The organism is Tardiphaga sp. P9-11, assembly GCF_008329525.1.
Lineage (GTDB): Bacteria > Pseudomonadota > Alphaproteobacteria > Rhizobiales > Xanthobacteraceae > Tardiphaga.
On sequence record NZ_NPKQ01000011.1, the window covers coordinates 22,999 to 39,335 of the forward strand.

At 60.2% G+C, this 16,337-nt stretch carries 17 protein-coding genes; 6 read left to right on the forward strand and 11 right to left on the reverse strand.

The window, feature by feature from the left end; translation table 11 throughout:
- Window positions 1-8: 8 nt before the first annotated feature.
- Genes CIW50_RS25290 through CIW50_RS25310 form a run of 5 tightly spaced genes read right to left on the reverse strand, consistent with a single transcriptional unit; the run spans window position 9 to window position 4,447 of the window.
- Window positions 9-617 carry a hypothetical protein gene (locus CIW50_RS25290; RefSeq protein ID WP_149533927.1) on the reverse strand — a complete coding sequence of 203 codons (609 nt, stop codon included), beginning with the start codon at window positions 615-617 and terminating at the stop codon, window positions 9-11.
- Window positions 614-1,462 (reverse strand): lanthanide ABC transporter permease protein PedC, encoded by an 849-nt coding sequence (locus tag CIW50_RS25295; protein WP_149533928.1) that lies wholly within the window; start codon window positions 1,460-1,462, stop codon window positions 614-616. The genes CIW50_RS25290 and CIW50_RS25295 overlap by 4 nt, the downstream gene beginning before the upstream one ends.
- Window positions 1,459-2,280, reverse strand: coding sequence for a lanthanide ABC transporter ATP-binding protein PedB/LutE (locus tag CIW50_RS25300; protein ID WP_149533929.1), 822 nt, complete (start codon window positions 2,278-2,280; stop codon window positions 1,459-1,461). The genes CIW50_RS25295 and CIW50_RS25300 overlap by 4 nt, the downstream gene beginning before the upstream one ends.
- Entirely contained in the window at window positions 2,277-3,266 is a 990-nt protein-coding gene (locus CIW50_RS25305; protein ID WP_502707541.1) for a YVTN family beta-propeller repeat protein, read from the reverse strand. Before CIW50_RS25305 ends, CIW50_RS25300 begins: the two co-directional genes overlap by 4 nt.
- Complete coding sequence (locus CIW50_RS25310; RefSeq protein WP_149533930.1) at window positions 3,266-4,447, reverse strand: lanthanide ABC transporter ABC transporter substrate-binding protein PedA1; 1,182 nt, start codon at window positions 4,445-4,447, stop codon at window positions 3,266-3,268. Before CIW50_RS25310 ends, CIW50_RS25305 begins: the two co-directional genes overlap by 1 nt.
- 131 nt (window positions 4,448-4,578) lie before the next feature.
- Between CIW50_RS25310 and CIW50_RS25315 the strand changes: the two genes are divergently transcribed.
- A complete protein-coding gene (locus CIW50_RS25315; RefSeq protein WP_149533931.1) occupies window positions 4,579-5,091 on the forward strand; it encodes a DUF3280 domain-containing protein in 513 nt (170 codons plus the stop codon).
- Window position 5,092: 1 nt separating this feature from the next.
- Here the strand turns inward: CIW50_RS25315 and fghA are convergent, their stop codons facing one another.
- Both fghA and CIW50_RS25325 read right to left on the reverse strand, forming a co-directional pair.
- Window positions 5,093-5,938: an S-formylglutathione hydrolase gene (fghA, locus tag CIW50_RS25320; RefSeq protein ID WP_149533932.1), complete on the reverse strand. Its 846-nt coding sequence runs from the start codon at window positions 5,936-5,938 to the stop codon at window positions 5,093-5,095.
- 71 nt (window positions 5,939-6,009) lie between these two features.
- Window positions 6,010-6,630, reverse strand: a complete 621-nt coding sequence (locus CIW50_RS25325; RefSeq protein WP_149533933.1) for a response regulator transcription factor — start codon at window positions 6,628-6,630, stop codon at window positions 6,010-6,012.
- A gap of 222 nt (window positions 6,631-6,852) precedes the next feature.
- On the opposite strand from CIW50_RS25325, the gene CIW50_RS25330 reads away from it, so the two are divergent.
- Together CIW50_RS25330 and CIW50_RS25335 are read left to right on the forward strand one after the other, a co-directional pair.
- Entirely contained in the window at window positions 6,853-8,274 is a 1,422-nt protein-coding gene (locus CIW50_RS25330; RefSeq protein ID WP_149533934.1) for an ATP-binding protein, read from the forward strand.
- A gap of 106 nt (window positions 8,275-8,380) precedes the next feature.
- On the forward strand, window positions 8,381-10,798 hold the full coding sequence (locus CIW50_RS25335) for a TonB-dependent receptor (RefSeq protein ID WP_149533935.1): 2,418 nt from the start codon (window positions 8,381-8,383) through the stop codon (window positions 10,796-10,798).
- Window positions 10,799-10,959: 161 nt separating this feature from the next.
- On the opposite strand, the gene CIW50_RS29785 is transcribed toward CIW50_RS25335, so the two are convergent.
- Window positions 10,960-11,091, reverse strand: a complete 132-nt coding sequence (locus CIW50_RS29785) for a hypothetical protein (protein WP_283808864.1) — start codon at window positions 11,089-11,091, stop codon at window positions 10,960-10,962.
- A 227-nt stretch (window positions 11,092-11,318) separates the two neighbouring features.
- On the opposite strand from CIW50_RS29785, the gene CIW50_RS25340 reads away from it, so the two are divergent.
- Window positions 11,319-11,522 (forward strand): cold-shock protein, encoded by a 204-nt coding sequence (locus CIW50_RS25340; RefSeq protein ID WP_115029484.1) that lies wholly within the window; start codon window positions 11,319-11,321, stop codon window positions 11,520-11,522.
- Window positions 11,523-11,708: 186 nt separating this feature from the next.
- Here CIW50_RS25340 and CIW50_RS29230 read toward each other — a convergent pair whose 3' ends face one another.
- The 3 genes from CIW50_RS29230 to CIW50_RS25350 all read right to left on the reverse strand — a co-directional run bounded on the left by CIW50_RS29230 (window position 11,709) and on the right by CIW50_RS25350 (window position 15,604).
- Window positions 11,709-11,885, reverse strand: a complete 177-nt coding sequence (locus CIW50_RS29230) for a hypothetical protein (RefSeq protein ID WP_172980465.1) — start codon at window positions 11,883-11,885, stop codon at window positions 11,709-11,711.
- 108 nt (window positions 11,886-11,993) lie between these two features.
- Window positions 11,994-13,328, reverse strand: coding sequence for a glycoside hydrolase family 130 protein (locus CIW50_RS25345; protein WP_149533936.1), 1,335 nt, complete (start codon window positions 13,326-13,328; stop codon window positions 11,994-11,996).
- Complete coding sequence (locus CIW50_RS25350) at window positions 13,328-15,604, reverse strand: glycosyltransferase family 4 protein (protein WP_149534047.1); 2,277 nt, start codon at window positions 15,602-15,604, stop codon at window positions 13,328-13,330. The genes CIW50_RS25345 and CIW50_RS25350 overlap by 1 nt, the downstream gene beginning before the upstream one ends.
- Before the next feature lie 298 nt (window positions 15,605-15,902).
- Between CIW50_RS25350 and CIW50_RS29790 the strand changes: the two genes are divergently transcribed.
- Together CIW50_RS29790 and CIW50_RS25355 are read left to right on the forward strand one after the other, a co-directional pair.
- The gene (locus CIW50_RS29790) at window positions 15,903-16,031 is read left to right on the forward strand and encodes a hypothetical protein (protein WP_283808865.1); all 129 of its coding nucleotides are present in this window, start codon (window positions 15,903-15,905) and stop codon (window positions 16,029-16,031) included.
- A gap of 109 nt (window positions 16,032-16,140) precedes the next feature.
- Window positions 16,141-16,332 carry a hypothetical protein gene (locus tag CIW50_RS25355; RefSeq protein ID WP_149533937.1) on the forward strand — a complete coding sequence of 64 codons (192 nt, stop codon included), beginning with the start codon at window positions 16,141-16,143 and terminating at the stop codon, window positions 16,330-16,332.
- The last annotated feature ends 5 nt before the right edge of the window (window positions 16,333-16,337 follow it).

The window sequence follows — 16,337 nt, forward strand, 5'->3', positions numbered from 1 at the left end:
ACGCGATATTATTCCATCTCCTGCTGGATGGTGCGACTGAGCGCGAACAGCCGCTGGTCGATCAGCGTCGGCACCTCGCAGACGAAGGTAACGACGCGGCGCCGGTCGTCGAAGATGCGGGCTTCCCATAGCAGCTTGTTGTTGAGTTCGTCGATCTTCGCCTGATCGGGTGGCGACGCGTTCTGCAATGTCTGCAGCGCTGCCGTGTCGGCGCGGACCCGATCGGCTGCTTCGCGCTGCTTGCGCGTGACGCGTTCGAGACCGGCCAGCACCGTCGCTCGCTGCGCGTTCAGGCTGTCGAACAACCCCGCGAAGATCAGTTTGCCTGCTTTGGCCTTGTCCGGCGATTGTGAGAGAAAGTCCGTGACAGCCTTCTGCGCTTCCTCAACGGGTACGCGTCGTGTCGCCAGACGTTCGACCAGCGCGCTGACCTGGGCGTCGTCCTTCCAGGCGCTGGCGACATCGTCGATCGGCGGTCCGGCCCAGACCGCAGCCAGCGAGATTTCCGGCACCTTGGCCTGAACGCACGGCCAGTCGGGATAACGCGGATCGGCGGCCTGCGTAGTGCCCGACCAGATCAACAAGAGTGCTGTGATGACGCCGATCGGTCTGTTCATGTCTCGCCCCCGGCTGGTGCCCGGCGGGCAAGGCCGCGGCCGGGATCGTAAGCAATGATTGCACCGATGGTGAAGACGGCGGTACAGCCCGCGACCACGGCAAGGGAGACCCAGTTGACCTTGTCATAGAGCGCGAAGCGGATCAGTTCGACCACATGGGTGAAGGGATTGAACAGGCAGAGATAATAGAGCATCGGGCTGCCCTCCTGCACGCGCCACAAAGGATAGAGCGCGGACGACGCAAAGAACATCGGGAAGATCACGAAGTTCATGACCCCCGCAAAATTCTCCAGTTGCTTGATGCGTGACGAGATCAGCATGCCCAGCGATCCCAGCATCAATCCGGACAGGACCAGTGCCGGCAGAACAGTGAGATAGCCAATGAGCGGCGGAGCGATGTCCCAGAACCACGCGATCAGGAGAAATGCATAGACCTGCAGCAGGGAGACGACTGTCCCGGCCAGCAATTTGCAAACCAATAGGAACCAGCGCGGCAGCGGACTGACCAGAAGCGTCCGCATATTCCCCATCTCGCGGTCATAGACCATCGACAGCGAGGACTGCATGCCATTGAACAATTGGATCATCGCGATAAGGCCGGGCGCGATATAGACCTCATAGAGAATGTAAGTCTCGTAAGGCGGGATGATCGAGATACCAAGCACCTGCCGAAAGCCGGCGGCGAAAATGAACAGCCAGACCAGCGGACGCACCAGCGCCGAAACGAAACGTTCGCGCTGATGCAGGAAGCGCAGCGCCTCCCGCCACAGGATGCCGTTGAGACAGGTGACATAATTGCCGAAACCCAGTTTGCGATGCTCATGGGTGACGAATGTCGTGCTCACGATGGCCTCCCGCGCCGGTCAGCCGCCTCGGTCATGCTCCGGAAGGCGGTGTCAAAATTGGGAGCGCCGGTTTCGCCCAGGATCTGCGTTACGGAACCTTGTGCGAGCACGTGGCCGCCATGCAGCACGACGAGATCGTCGCTCTCGGCGATTTCGTCAAACAGATGTGTTGCCCACAGCACGCCAATGCCTCGTTCCGCGACCAGCGTCCGAACATGCGCAAGAATATCGGCGCGGGCCTGCACGTCGAGGCCAACGGTCGCTTCATCCAGCAACAGCAGCCGCGGCCGGTGCAGCAGTGCGCGGGCGATCTCGAGACGTCGCATCTGTCCGCCGGACAGATCGCGCACGCGGCTGTTCACGCGGTCGGCAAGGCCGATGCGCGCAATCACCTCGTCGCCGCGCAAGCGGGCCTCGCGCCGTGCGATGCCCTGCAGCGCGGCGTGATAAAGTAGGTTCTGCATGACAGACAGATCGAGATCGAGCGTACGTGGCTGAAACACCACGCCCAGCAGCCGCAAGGCATCGCCCGGCGTATCGCTGATGTCGTGGCCGAATACACTGATCCGTCCAGCCTGAATGCCGAACAACCGGGTGATCAGCGCAATCAGCGTACTCTTGCCCGCGCCATTGAGGCCGACGAGAGCCGTGAAACTCGCCGGCGCGACGCCGAAGGAGACATCCGACAGCGCCCGGCGACGACCATAGCAATGGCTGATGCCTGCGACCGACAGAGCGAGCGTGACGGCCGGCACGCTAGTTGGCTCCGGCGCGTCGCGCGCGATCTGTTCAGGGCGGGATGTGTCGATCGTGGTCATGGCCGTGCCATGGCGACGCCCCAGGGCAATTCGCCAACCTGAATGGTCTTGATGACCTTCTGCGCCGTGACGTCGATCACCGAGACATCGTTGGAGACGCCATTGGTGACCAGCAGATATTTCTCATCGGGGGTAAACGCCATGTGCCAGACCCGCTGGCCCACCAGCAGATACTTGATCACCTTGTGGGTCGCCGCATCGACGATGGCGATCCGGTTGGCGGGGCCGAGCGCGATGAAGGCGGTCTTGGCATCCCGGGTCATGCCGATACCGACCGGCTGAATGGCTTCGCGCCGCAGACCGGGAATGTTGAACTCGATCTTGTCGGTCACCACCCGTTTGGCCGGATCAATCACGGACACGGTGCCGCCGATCTCGGACGACACCCACAGTTCGGAGCCGTCGCGCTTGAATTCGGCAAAACGCGGACGCGCGTCGACCAGCACATTGGCCACGATCTCGCGCGTCGCGGTGTCGATGAAATGCGCCATGTTGGTGGTTTCGGATGTGTTAATCAGGATCTTGCCATCGGGACTGATCGCCATGCCTTCGGGCTCGACACCGACCTGCACGTCGCCCATGCGCACGCGTTTTTCGAGATCGATCACGGTCACCGTGTTGTCGTTCTCGTTGGCGACATAGAGAATCTTGCCGGTGGCATCCTGGGTGAAAAGCTCGGGGTCCGGACCGGATGGCAGCGAGTCGACCACCTTCTGGCTGGCGACGTCGATGATCTGGATGGTGTCGTCGTCGCCGACCGCGACCAGTACCGATTTGCCATCGCGCGTCAGTTCGATACCGCGCGGACGCTGACCGACCTTGATGGTCGCGGTGACGGTCCAGCTGTCGGTGTCGATCACCGAGACGGTGTTGCTCTTCTCGTTCGACACATAAGCGAGAAAGGCCGATGCAGGCGCTGCTGTTGCAAGCCATATCGCCGCTCCACACAGCCAGACACGACACAGCATCTTTGATCTGTTCATCATCATTGCAGCCTGCATTTGCTTTCCGGACGGTCGATTCCGAGTGTGTCGAGTTCCGAGACCTGATGCAGGAAACCTTCCTGCGGCGAGACCGAAATCACCATGCGCCCGTCGACCAGCAGGATCGGTTGGCGTAGCTGCAGGTTCCAGTCGCGGATCGTGAGCCGCTGCCCCTTGAAGCCGGCGATGGAGAAATCGGGCGACTTCAGAAACGTCAGAATGGCGTTGCCGTCGCCCGAATTCGTGCGGGACGCGGCTTCGCCGATCATGCGGGTCGCGAGCCATGCCTGCATGTCGCGCGCTGTCATGCGGCGCGAATTCAGTTTGTTGAAGCGGTTCTGGATCTGCACGGCCCCCCATTGATCCTGTGCGGCATGCCAACTGGTCGGCACCAGACCCGCCGATCCCGCGACCGGCCGCGGATCCCAGGTGCGATACGGCAAATAGGAGGCGAAGACTTCGCTCTCGTCGGCGGCGATCATGACGTCATAGGCCGGTGCCTGCTGTGTGAAGACCGGGATCTGGCGCTGGATCAATGTGACGCCACTATCGGTACGCCGCGCGCCGCCGGTATCCTCGAAGACACGTTCCTGCACGATCTTTGCGCCGAACCGCGCGGCTGCACGGCGATAGGCGTCTGCTTCAAGCCGATCGTCGTCATGCGAGCCGACCACGAGCAGCCAGCGTTTCCACTGCTTCCACACCAGATACTGTGCCAGTGCATCCGCCAGCATCGATCGCGTCGGCGCAATATGGATCACATTGGCCCGGCAGTCCGCCTCGCGCAGCCGATCGTCGGCGGCCCCCACATTGAACAGGATCCCGCCGCGATCACGGACCGCGTCGGCCGCCTGTAACAATGCATCGGGCGGCAGGTCGGCAATGATGAAGGTGCTACGGCCAGCGAGATCGCGTACGGCTCCGGCGACGTCGTCGCCGTCCTTCACACGGACCTCCTCCAGCCGGAACTGCTGCTTCAGGAACCTGCCAGTGGTGTTGTTATCCTCGATGGCGAGCCGCGCGCCGGCGATGCCATCGTTCTCGGACGGTAATTCGACCAGTGAAAGAGTTGCCTTGATGCCGGCCTGACCTAGATAACCGATGCTGATCGTCAGCGGTTCGGCCGCCAGCGCAGACGACGTCACGGCGCAGAGACTGATCGCGCCGATCAACCACCGTATCATGTTCCCTCCGGCTACTCCTCCCCGGCTTGGCACCGGCGAAGGGTCTCGTGGCTTGAAACATGAACCAATTATCGTAGCTTGCAACCTCGGATTCTGCCGACGCGTTGCATTTTAATGATGCGAGGTCCGTGATGAGAGCACTATCGATCGCCATATGGCTGCTTGTGACGGCGTCCGTAGCCCAGTCCGCAGAACTCAAGATGGCCGTCTTCAACTTCGAATTGCTCGATACGAGTCTCGATGGTGAGATAAAAGGCCCGCGTGCCGACGAGCATGAGCGGCTGCTCCATATCAGCGATCAGCTTCGCCATGAGCTCGGTCAGTCCGGCCGTTTCGAGCTGCTGGATATGTCATCCCTCAATGTTGCGGCGCAAGGCCGGAACTTGCAGGCCTGCGGCGGCTGCGACGTCCAGCTTGCGCAGCAAATCGGCGCCGATCTCGTCGTCACCGGCGTGGTGCAGAAGATTTCCAACCTCATTCTCAATATGAGAATCTATCTGCGAAACGTCCACACCGGTCGGCTCGTAACGGCCGTGAACGCCGACATGCGCGGCAACACCGACGAATCCTGGTCGCGGGCGACCAGCTATCTGGTTCACAACCGTTTGCTGGCGCCTAATTACGGCGCTCCCCAGCCGCAATAGCTCACCCTTTGAGCCGCGCCGCGTGCCAGCGCAGATGATCGGCCATGAAGGTCGAGATGAAATAGTAGCTGTGATCGTAGCCGGGCTGGTGGCGTAGCGTCAGCGGAATGCCCGCCTTTTCGCAAGCACTCTGCAGCAGTTCAGGCCGCAGTTGTTCGGCGAGAAAATTATCGGCGTCGCCCTGATCGACCAGCAATTCGGGGAATCGTGCCCCATCCTCGATCAGGGCAACCGCATCGTGTTTTCTCCACGCCGCTTTATCGTCGCCGAGATAGCCACGCAGCGCCTTGATCCCCCACGGCACCTGCGACGGCGCCACGATCGGAGCGAAAGCGCTAGCCGCGCGATAGCGATCAGGATGACGCAGCGCAATGGTCAGCGCGCCATGCCCGCCCATGGAATGGCCGAGAATCGACTGACGACTGCTATCGACGGGAAATTGATCGGCCACGAGCTTTGGCAATTCCTCGGTCACATAGCTCCACATGCGATAGTTGCGCGCATACGGCTCCTGGGTAGCATCGACATAAAAGCCGGCGCCCAGCCCGAAGTCATAGGCATTGTCGGCGTCGCCGGGAACATCAGCACCGCGCGGGCTGGTATCCGGCGCAATGAAGATCAGCCCCAGCTCGGCGCATGCGGCGCGAAAGTCGCCCTTTTCGGTGACATTGGCATGCGTGCAGGTGAGGCCCGAGAGATACCAGACCACGGGCAGCCTGACGCCATCCTGATGCGGCGGCACATAGACCGAGAATGTCATGTCAGTTCCGGTCGCGTGACTGGCGTGTTTGTAGACGCCCTGTGTGCCGCCATATGATCGATTGAGCGAAACTGTCTGCATGGTCATGACTTTACAGGTTGGATGCGGCAGCGATACGACATCGCCGAAACACGTGATGTCTGGTCAGGGACGCCCGGTCAGGCGATGCCACGCTCGATGGCGAAGCGCACCAGTTCGACCGAACTGCGGACGCCGAGCTTTTGCCGCATAAGTGACGATGTATTGGCGACCGTCTTGTAGGAGGCGTGAACCATCCATGCAATTTCGGCGAGGCTCTTGCCGGCACCGAGAAGTCGCAGGATTTCCATCTCGCGCGAATTCAGCTTCGACAGCGGGCTTTGCATCAGCGCAGGCCCGGCAAAAGCAAGGCTTCGCGCCATCGCCGGTGGGAGATACACGCCGCCGCGCGCAACCTCATAGACTGCCTCCAGCAGATCGTGTGGGTCGCCGGTCTTGGAGACATAGCCTTTGGCGCCACTCTCGATCGCACGGGCAGCGAAGATCGGGTCGTCATTCATACTGAACATGATGATGCGCATCGTGTCGTCGCGCAGCAGGATGCGCCGCGCCAATTCATATCCGGACACTGTCGGCAGATTGATATCGATGATGCAGATATCGGGATCACCGGTGAGGAAAACCTGCTCCCCACTGGCGGCATCGGACGCTTCCAGCAGCTCGATCTCCGGATCGTCCGCGAACACCGCGCGGCAGCCCGATGTGACGATGGGGTGATCATCGACGATCAGAACGCGCATGGGTTAACCCCGTAAACTCTGTCGGCAAAAAACTTTTTCAGTAAGAAACTCAGTCAGCAAGTCTCGGCCTGCTCCTCGATTGCTGCGCTGCATCAGCCGCGCGCCTTTGGAGTGACATGATTGACAATCGAAGGTCGCCTCGATCCGATATGATCGCCGTCGAATTTCGCTGTCAAGTTCATAGTCGCGGCATGCAGGCGAGATGCGAGTGAAAGCATGGTCATGTGGCAGAATCTTTCGCTGCGCGCGCGGATCAATCTTCTGGTAGCGCTTGTGCTCACTCTCGGCCTGGTCGCCAATGTTGTGCGGCTCGCGCTGGAAGCCGGCCCGCGCGTCCAGGCCGAGGACCAGAGCGTGATCCGGCTGACACGTGAAGTCATCGAAAGTATCGGAACCGGCCTGAGCGAAGCGCAGGATCCGAATGCGCGGCTCGATAAAATTGTCGCCGATCTGAATCGATTGCGACATGTCAGTATCGTCAGGCAAGGCGACGGGAACATGCCGTCCCCGAAGAGTGACGGGCATGATCGGAGCGACGGTGCAGGCTCTCCGCCATCGTGGTTCATATCGTTGATTCATCCCGAGCGGATATCGGTTCCGGTGTCGGTGGCGATTGGTGGGAAACAGCAGATGCTGATGATCACCTCGCATCCCGATGACGAAATGCGGGAGATATGGGACGGTATCGTCACCCAGTTGGCACTCAGTCTGATCGTTGCCATGGTGCTGTTCGTCGTCACGAGCCTGGTCGTCAGGCGGGCGCTGGCGCCGCTCGACGCATTGTCGCAGGCCATGGTCGATATCGAAGCGGGGAACTATCAAGCGCGCGTCGCGCCCGCAGGCGCACCGGAACTCGCCGCGCTCTGCATCCGGCTCAATCATCTCGCTGCCACATTGGGCGATGTGCTCGAGGACCGGCGGCGTCTGGCCGAACGGGCCGTCTCGCTGCAGGATATCGAGCGCAGGGATATCGCACGCGAACTGCATGACGAGTTCGGGCCGTATCTCTTCGCCCTGCGCGCCCATGCAGGCGCGGTGATGCGTCTCGCCGATCACGATCCGTCGGGGACCGGTGCCTTGTCGAGGCATGGCACGGCCATTCTGGCGCAGGTCGATGTCTTGCAGCAGTTCAATCGCCGCATTCTCGAGCGATTGCGCCCGGTCGGACTAACGGATCTCGGTCTGTCCGGCGCTGTTGCGGTCTTGCTGCGTCTCTGGCGCGAATCCCATCCGGAGGTCGTCATCGAGAGCCTGATATCGCCGACGCTTGCGCCGCTTGGTGAGGTCGCCGAACTCACCGCCTATCGTGTTGTTCAGGAGGCACTCACCAATGTGTTCCGCCACGCGCAAGCCTCTGCCGTGAGCGTGGTCATCGAACCGGTGATGGGGACGGCGGCGAACCCCGAGTGTGACAACGTACTGGTCCGCGTGCGCGACAATGGCCGCGGCCTCGATCCCGATCGCAATGGCGGCTTTGGTCTCGTCGGCATGAGAGAGCGGGTCTGGGCACTGGGTGGGACGCTCACGGTCAGATCTGATGTGGACGGCGTAACTGTCGAGGCCATCATTCCCGTGACGGAACCGTTGCCAAATGCGCTGGTTACGCGCGATCGGGAATTTGTCCCGACTTTATCGGGAAAATAACTGAGACGGATTTCGACATTTGCAGATAGCGCAGCCTCTCACACTCGCTAGTATCACGCTACCGAACGGTGCCATCAGAGCGCCGACGCGGAATGGGGTGAAACAGATGCGCGTAAGAGTGCTGGTCGTGGCTTCGCTGTCGACGGGTCTTCTACCGATTTCCGAAACGGCTTTTGCGCAAAGTCCGCCTGGAGAGCCGCAGGTGCTGCCTCCCGTGGTGGTGTCCGCCCCTGCCACCGCCAGCAAACGCGGCCCCCGGCGTCAGACCACCCAGCGGGTCGCCGAGCGGCCGCGGACGGTCTACGTCTATCCGACCACGCCAACGTCGCGTTCCGGCATCGACGTCGACAAGGTCACCGCGGGTATCAATTATGTCGATGCCCGCGCGATCGAACGTGCCAATTCCCTGAACGTCACTGATGCGCTGCAACAGCAAGTGCCCGGCATTCTGATCAACGAAGTCGCGGGCAATCCCTTCCAGCCCGATCTGCAATTTCGCGGATTCGTGGCGTCGCCGGTGGCTGGTACGCCGCAGGGGCTCGCGGTCTATCAGAATGGCGTGCGTATCAACGAAGCCTTCGGCGACACCATCAATTGGGACCTGATCCCGACCACGGCGATCCGCTCGGTCAGCGTGGTCACCAACAATCCCGCCTTCGGCCTCAACGCGCTAGGCGGCGCGGTCAACATCCAGATGAAGGACGGTTTCAACTATCAGGGAGCCGAGCTTAGCACGATGGGCGGCTCGTTCGGCCGCATCCAGGGCTCGGCGCAATGGGGCAAGCAGGTCGAGGGATTCGCCGTCTATGGCGCGCTCGAAGGCCTGCATGACGGCGGCTTCCGCAACTTCTCGGCATCGGACGTCCGACGTTTTTATGGCGATGTCGGCTATCGCAGCGACAGCACAGAGCTTCACCTCAATATGGGCGTCGCCGACAACAAGTTCGGTGCGGCGGCGACCGTGCCGGTCGAACTGCTGCAACAGAACTACGGCGCGACCTATACGACGCCGCAAACCTCGAATAACCGCGTCGGCTATCTCAACTTCACTGGAAAGGTCGAGGCCACGCCAACCTGGACGGTGGAAGCGGCGGCGCATCTGAGATTCTTCAGGAACAAGACCCAGGATGGCAATCCGACCGGTACCCAGCGCTGCGAAGATCCGACCCTGTTGTGCTTCGGCGATGATGACACGCCGGCCAACGGCCTGAACGGCGCACAAATCGCCAATCCCTTCGCGCCCGGCGCGGTTCTTGGCGAGAATGATCGTACCTCGACGCGCTCAACCACGGTGGGCGGCTCCCTGCAGGCGACCAATACCGATCAGCTGTTCGGCCATGACAACCGCTTTGTCGTGGGCGCCAGCTATTCGTCCAGCGTCAGTCAGTTCACCGCGAGCGCCGAACTCGGCACGATCGGCCCGGATTACGTCGTCACCGGCAGCGGGATTTCCCTCGGTCAATCCGGCGATCCGGTCGCGATCGGCCCGGTGTCGCTGCGCACCACCAATCGCTATGGCGGCATTTACGCGCTCGACACGTTCGATGTGACCAATGCCTTTTCGATCACCGGCGGCGGTCGCTTCAACACCGCGCAGATCGTGCTCGAGGATCAGATCGGCACCGCGCTCAACGGTGACCACACGTTCAATCGTTTCAATCCGATCATTGGCGGTACCTACAAGATCACGCCAGAGCTGACCGCCTATGCCGGCTATTCGGAAGCCAACCGCGCGCCAACCCCACTGGAACTTGGCTGCGCCGACCCCGCCAATCCATGCATCGTCGGTGCCTTCCTGATCTCCGATCCGCCGCTCAAGCAGGTGGTTTCGCATACGATAGAAGCTGGTCTGCGTGGCACCAAGGAGCTGAATGCCGGCACGCTCGGCTGGAAGCTCGGCGCCTTCCGCGCCACCAACACCGATGACATTCTCGCAATCCCGAGCCCGGTGCTGCAAGGCTACGGCTATTTCCAGAATGTCGGCTCGACGCGCCGGCAGGGCATCGAGGCGGAAGTCACGCTGCGTGCGCCCACCCTGCAGCTCTATGCCAGCTATGCATTCGTCGATGCGCGCTTCCTCGATCCGCTCGCGATCGGATCGAACAGCCCGTTCGCGGATGCCGATGGCAATGTCCAGATATTGCCCGGCAACCAGATTCCGGCGATCCCGCGTCATCGCGTCAAGGCCGGGTTCGATTATGCGCTGACTGATGCCTTCAAGGTCGGGGCTGATGCGCTGTTCGTCAGCAGCCAGTATTTCGTGGGCGACGATTCCAACCAGGCGCCAAAACTTGAAGCCTATACCGTGTTCAATGCCCACGCGTCGTATCAGGTCGACAAGTCGGTGCAGGTCTTCGCCCGCGTCGACAATATCTTCGACCGCCGCTATTCGACATACGGAACTTTCTTCGAGACCGACTCGGTGCCGAATTTTGCCAATAACGGCGCTCAGTTCGCAGACGCACGTTCGGTCAGCCCGGCGCGGCCGCGTGCTTTCTATGCCGGTGTGAAGGTCAGGTTCTGACGGCGCGGACGATCAGGTCCGATCTGCCGGTCGGCGTTCTGCAGCCTGCCGTGCCTTGATCCGGCAGTGGGCCACCGCGGTGGCTCGGTCGCACGCATAGATCGGGTGCGAAGTGGCCGGGGCTCGCAAGCCGCAGCTCTACTGGCGATGCGCCTGGTCGATTATTTCTTTCTGGGCTTTTCCGCCTCGGGATGCATCAGTCCCTTCATGGACGGAGCCGCTGCGCTCGTCTTGATCTTGTCCTTCTTCGGCTTCTTTGTTTCGCGATTGCTTCGCTGTTCGCCCTTGGCCATGGTTTCGTCCTCCGCCCGAGCTGGGCTTCGATGATAATAGCACATCGGTAGGCCGTCTCGCGCATTATGTTGCCCTGGAATGCCGGCACATCTCGGTCGTGAGGGAGGGGCAATCGTCGTCCCGGCGGCGGATTGCGGGCTCTGTTTGGGAAAATCAAAGTTTGCTCGATTGACTCGCCGCCGAATAGAGCGCTGCTGTGCTTCCAGAGATAACCGGGAGAACTGAAGTGGCCACTGGCGTAGTAAAATGGTTCAATGCGACGAAGGGCTTCGGCTTTATCCAGCCGGACGATGGCAGCAAAGACGTCTTTGTTCACATCTCGGCCGTTGAGAAGGCGGGTCTGAGCACGCTGAATGAGGGTGCCAAGGTCAGTTTCGAGGAAGTAGCCAACCGTGGCAAGACGTCGGCAGAAAACCTCCGGGTTGGCTGATAGGCTTCTTTTGCCTGGTGCCGCAAGTTCTGCAGCGCCAGGCGATCGCCAAATGACCACATGACTGAATAGCCTGCCGGATCTACCCCCCGGCGGGCGTTTCGCGTTGTTTCAGCGTGCTGGCGTTGTTTCGCTGGTTTATCTCAGCGAAGTGGTAATCAGGGGTGTTCGCAGCGACCTCGAATTTCAGGCCGCCGTGAAGCCATCCATATCGTTGTGCATGATTTTCTGGCTGTCGCGGCTATCCCATTTGACCGTGACGCTGCTCCAGTCCTTGGCGATGACGGTGCCGAAATCATCCTTGTCGTTCTTCCAAAAGACTGTCGTTCCGACAACGAGCGCCCTTGATTTTTCACCAGTCACGACGCGTCTCCCAAGAGTTTGCTTTCACGGATTGACGAAGAATACAGATCTTGAGCTGAGCGCGCCGAGCCGCATCCGACTGCATCTCGATTGAAGCCAAGTGGACCGTCATCTGTCCATCGCTGCGAGAAGGTTTCTTATATCGATCGTCGCGATGTTCGAGTAACTGTCCGAGATCGCATATGGAAAGATGATCCTGTCGCCATGCCGCATTGCGCCGCATGTGTAGACGACATTCGGCACATAACCTTCGCGCTCGGACGGCGCGGGCCGAAGCAGCGGTTCACGCAGGCGTGCCAACACCTTTGTCGGGTCGTTCTTGTCGAGCAGCGCCGCTCCTATCGAATATTTGCGAACTGGCCCGACACCGTGGGTCAGTAACAGCCATCCTTCATCCAGTTCGATAGGCGAGCCGCAATTGCCAATCTGCACGAATTCCCAGGGAGCGGCCGGCTTCAGGATCGGCGTGCCGCCATCCCATGTGTAAAGATCATCCGAATAGATCAGGTAGAGGTTCTCGTTGTCCTGCCGTGCGATCATCGCGAACCGGCCGTCGATCTTACGGGGAAAGAGTGCCATGCCCTTGTTATGTGACGCACTGCCTCGAAGAGCTGAAAAGCGAAACGTGACGAAGTCGGACGTTTCGATGATTTCAGAGCGGATCGCCCTGCCGCTATAGGCGGTGTAGGTCGCGTAATAGACTGTCCGCTCCGCATACGTGAATTTCACGAAACGCGCATCCTCGATGCCGTTCGATTGCGATTCCGTAATCGGAAAAATGACCCGTTCGCTGATATCCTCGCCGCTCCTGAACGTGACGTCGACATCCTCGCCGCCAGGTCCGGAGCCAGGGCGCTGCACCGTTGGATTTGATGCGAGGCGTGCGGTCGGATCGATGCTAACGGCCCCCTCGGCGCCCACAAGCCCTGTGCGAAACGTCAGGGATGAGACATGGCCTTCTCCCACCGCGCGCAGGCTGAGGATAAAGCGCAGAGCGCCGGCTGACGTTCCCGATTGATCGGGGTGGGGCACGATGCTCGGATTGAAGAGTGCCGACGCTTCAAAGGAGTATTCACTCAGGAAGTAAGCTCCGATCAGCTGACGCTGTATCTTCGTAAACTGACTATGGTCGTGAAACGCATCTTCCATTTCGTCGGCGCGGGCCTCGAACGTCTGAAGCAAATTCCGGTGGCGACCCAGAAAATTTTCAAGAACGTCTGCCAACTGGTGTTCTGCCTGCTCAGGACTGAGCGCAAGGATCCGATCGACAATATGATTGGCGCGCGTCTTATCTGTCGGATTGAGATCGCGTGGCTCCGTTGCGGGTTTGAACGGCCGTACGATGACTCGGGACGCATCGGGCCGGAGATAGAGATCTTGGCGATTCAGGATCGGGGATGAGGGCAAAGGACTCTCAATTTTCTGAGGGGGCGACAACGCCATTAGGCCACGCGGGCCGCTGACTTCGGTTTATCCTCAGCCATGCGCGCCATATGCCGAATCTCGGATAGCCCGAGCAGGTAGGAGACGACTGACTCGCCACCGCGGTTCTCATTCGCACGGTCCGGATGCAGTCCGTCGCGGCAGCTTCCTGTCTCCAGATCGACGAGCGAAATCGAAAGGTCATTGCTGCCGAGGAACCACGCGAATACCCGGGCAGCTTCACTCTTCCATTCGACGTCTTGATCGGCGCGCCACGCCGCGAGACTCGCGGCGATGGTGGCGGTTGCCTCTACGGGCTGTTGATCGAAGCTACGCGGCTGGCGCCGGATGTCATGGAATCCTTCCGTGCCCACCGGCCGGAACTGACCGCTGGCCGAGGTTTGTTTGGCCACCAGCCAGCGCAGGCTTCTGAGTCCGGCATTCAGATAATCTGGCCTCTCCGTCGCCACGCCGGTGAGAATCAAGGCCTGACAGAGTCTGGCGTTGTCATAGGAAAGTCCGTCTTCAAACCAGACCCAGTCGCTCGTCTCGACTTTTTCGAGGAGCGAGACAAGTCTGTCGGCCAGAGCCGTCCGGGTTGTGTTGGCATGACTGTTGTTGGAGACGGTCGTGCAATACGCATCAAGTCCCAGCAATGCGAACGCCCAGGCACGGGGCGAGAGGAAATCGTCAACTGCCGGCAAAGCCTGGGCAAAGAGTGTTGCAGCCCAGGTGCGCCGAGAGGGATTCGCATCGGAAAGAGCGCAAACGCCCAGTGCCCAAAGCGTGCGACCATGACTGTCTTCCGATCCACTCTCCTCCAGCCAGCCGCGATCGAAGGCCATGAAATTCCGAAACCGGTGCGTTTCAGGATTCCACGCATGCTGGACGAAAGCTGCAAAGCGGGAGGTCAGGACCTCCGACAGACGCAGCTCGCCCGGAGTGTTCAACGCACATGCCAGCAGTAGCGCGCGGGCATTGTCGTCGACGCAATAGCCATGCGAGCGATCCGGCACACAGTGGACCGCATGCTGGAATAGCCCGGTGTCGTCGCACATCGACAGGAAGTGACCAATCTGCATCTCGGGCGGCGCACGACTATCTCGCAGGAGCGTACTCGTATCCGACTTCGCAATGGTCTTGAGCCGATGGCGGCGACCCGCGTTCTCGAACACCGACATGTATCGATCGGCCGTTCGTTCCCAGGTCATGGAGCGGCTGCTGGCATAGGCGCGCTTGCGCATCGCCTGGCGCAGTGGCGCATTGATCAGAAGCTTTTCGATCTCGGTGCCGATCGCATCCGAGTCCGCGAACGGGACGATAATGCCGCGGCCATCGGCAAGCAGTTCGCGAGCGTGCCAATAGGGAGTCGATACCACGGCCTTTCCCAGGCCAAAACTATAGGCCAGGGTGCCTGACGTCATCTGCGCTTCGTTCAGGTAAGGCGTGACGTAGACGTCGCACATCGAAATGAACTCGAGCAGAGTCTCCTGGTCAACGAAGCGATCAAGGAACACGACATGATCCGCGACGCCAGCTTCGCGAGCTCTTGCAATAAGGGACTCGCGATAGGTCTCGCCTTCGTCGCGTACCAGATTTGGATGGGTTGCACCCAGTACGACATAGACGGCATCCGGACAGGTGCTCAGGATGGACGGCATCGCATCGATCATGAATTCGATGCCCTTGTTGGGCGAAAGCAGGCCAAACGTCAGAATGACAGACCTGCCGGCGAAGCCGAGCCTGGTCTTTGCGGCGTCGGGCTCCACAAACGCGAATTCGGGAATTCCATGTGGAATGACCTCGATCTTCTCTTCGGCGACCTGATAGATCGTCCGAAGCAGTTCCCGACCTTTCTCCGCCATCACCACCACTTTCGACGACATCTCGACAACGCGCGTGAAGACATCCTTCTGTGCAGCGGTAGGCTCCGCAAGAACCGTATGAAGTGTTGTCACGATCGGCATTTTGAGCAGCGATAGAAGCTGTATGATATCGCTCCCCGCCACGCCGCCGAAGATCCCGAACTCATGTTGAAGCGACACCACGTCGAAATGGCCGGCGTTCAGGAATTCCGCGGCGCGTATGTAGTCATTGATCAGTCCGTCATTGATCTGGATGCCAACAGTGGCCGGATAATCATAGAGATGACCGTGATCAGTCATGGCCACGATGACGGTTTTGGAGTCAGCGCGGGCGGCTGCTACTGCGCTCTGCAGATCGGTGGTGAACGTGGCGATCCCACATCGGCGTGGAAGTGAATTGCCAATAAATGCAATCCGGCTGAACACCGTCAATCTGCGGCCTCGCGATTTCAAGGTTGGAAGGGCAATCGCCCAAAATTGGCAATGCTGCGCCAGCCGCGGCACGTCGGACAATTTCGTGGCAAAAGCAGCGCGCTCGGCAGGGACCATCAGGGTCATCAATGCGCGCGCGTGAAGCGTGCGCTCTTTCTTCGCGAATAGCCATCAGTATCTTCGGGCACGGAAAGTCGGAACAAGTGTCGGTGCGAGGTCAGCGAGGGATTGCTGATAATAAATCGGTCTTTCACGATTAGCCGTGGTAACGCTCGATCTCACTTAGCGGGAGTACGACATGGCCAAGGGAAATCGCGAAACAAAGAAGCCGAAGAAAGTTCCAATCAAGACGATCGCTGCTGCTGAGAGTCTGAAAGGCGGCGGTCCGAAGATCATGCCGTCGCTGGGCGCGGTCAGAAAGAAGTAGCGCAGATCCTGCCAAGTCAGCGCGAAGCGTTTCCCGCGAATGATCAGATCGCAAGTCTGCTCACGCAGTGAAACGCGTTAACGTCGCAAACTCACAGATCGAGGAACAGATGTCGATCAAGCCGGCCATTCGAGATGCGTACGGCACTCCTGCGATTTTCTCCGGCTCCAAGACAGGCCAGGAAGATGCACCGTTTGTTTTCATCAATGTTGGCGGCGAAGAGCGCCGGATGAGAGCTGCCGAGTGGGATGCGCTGCCGCCATGGTTAGGAGAGCGCCCGGCATGGGCAGGTAAAGGCTGACATTC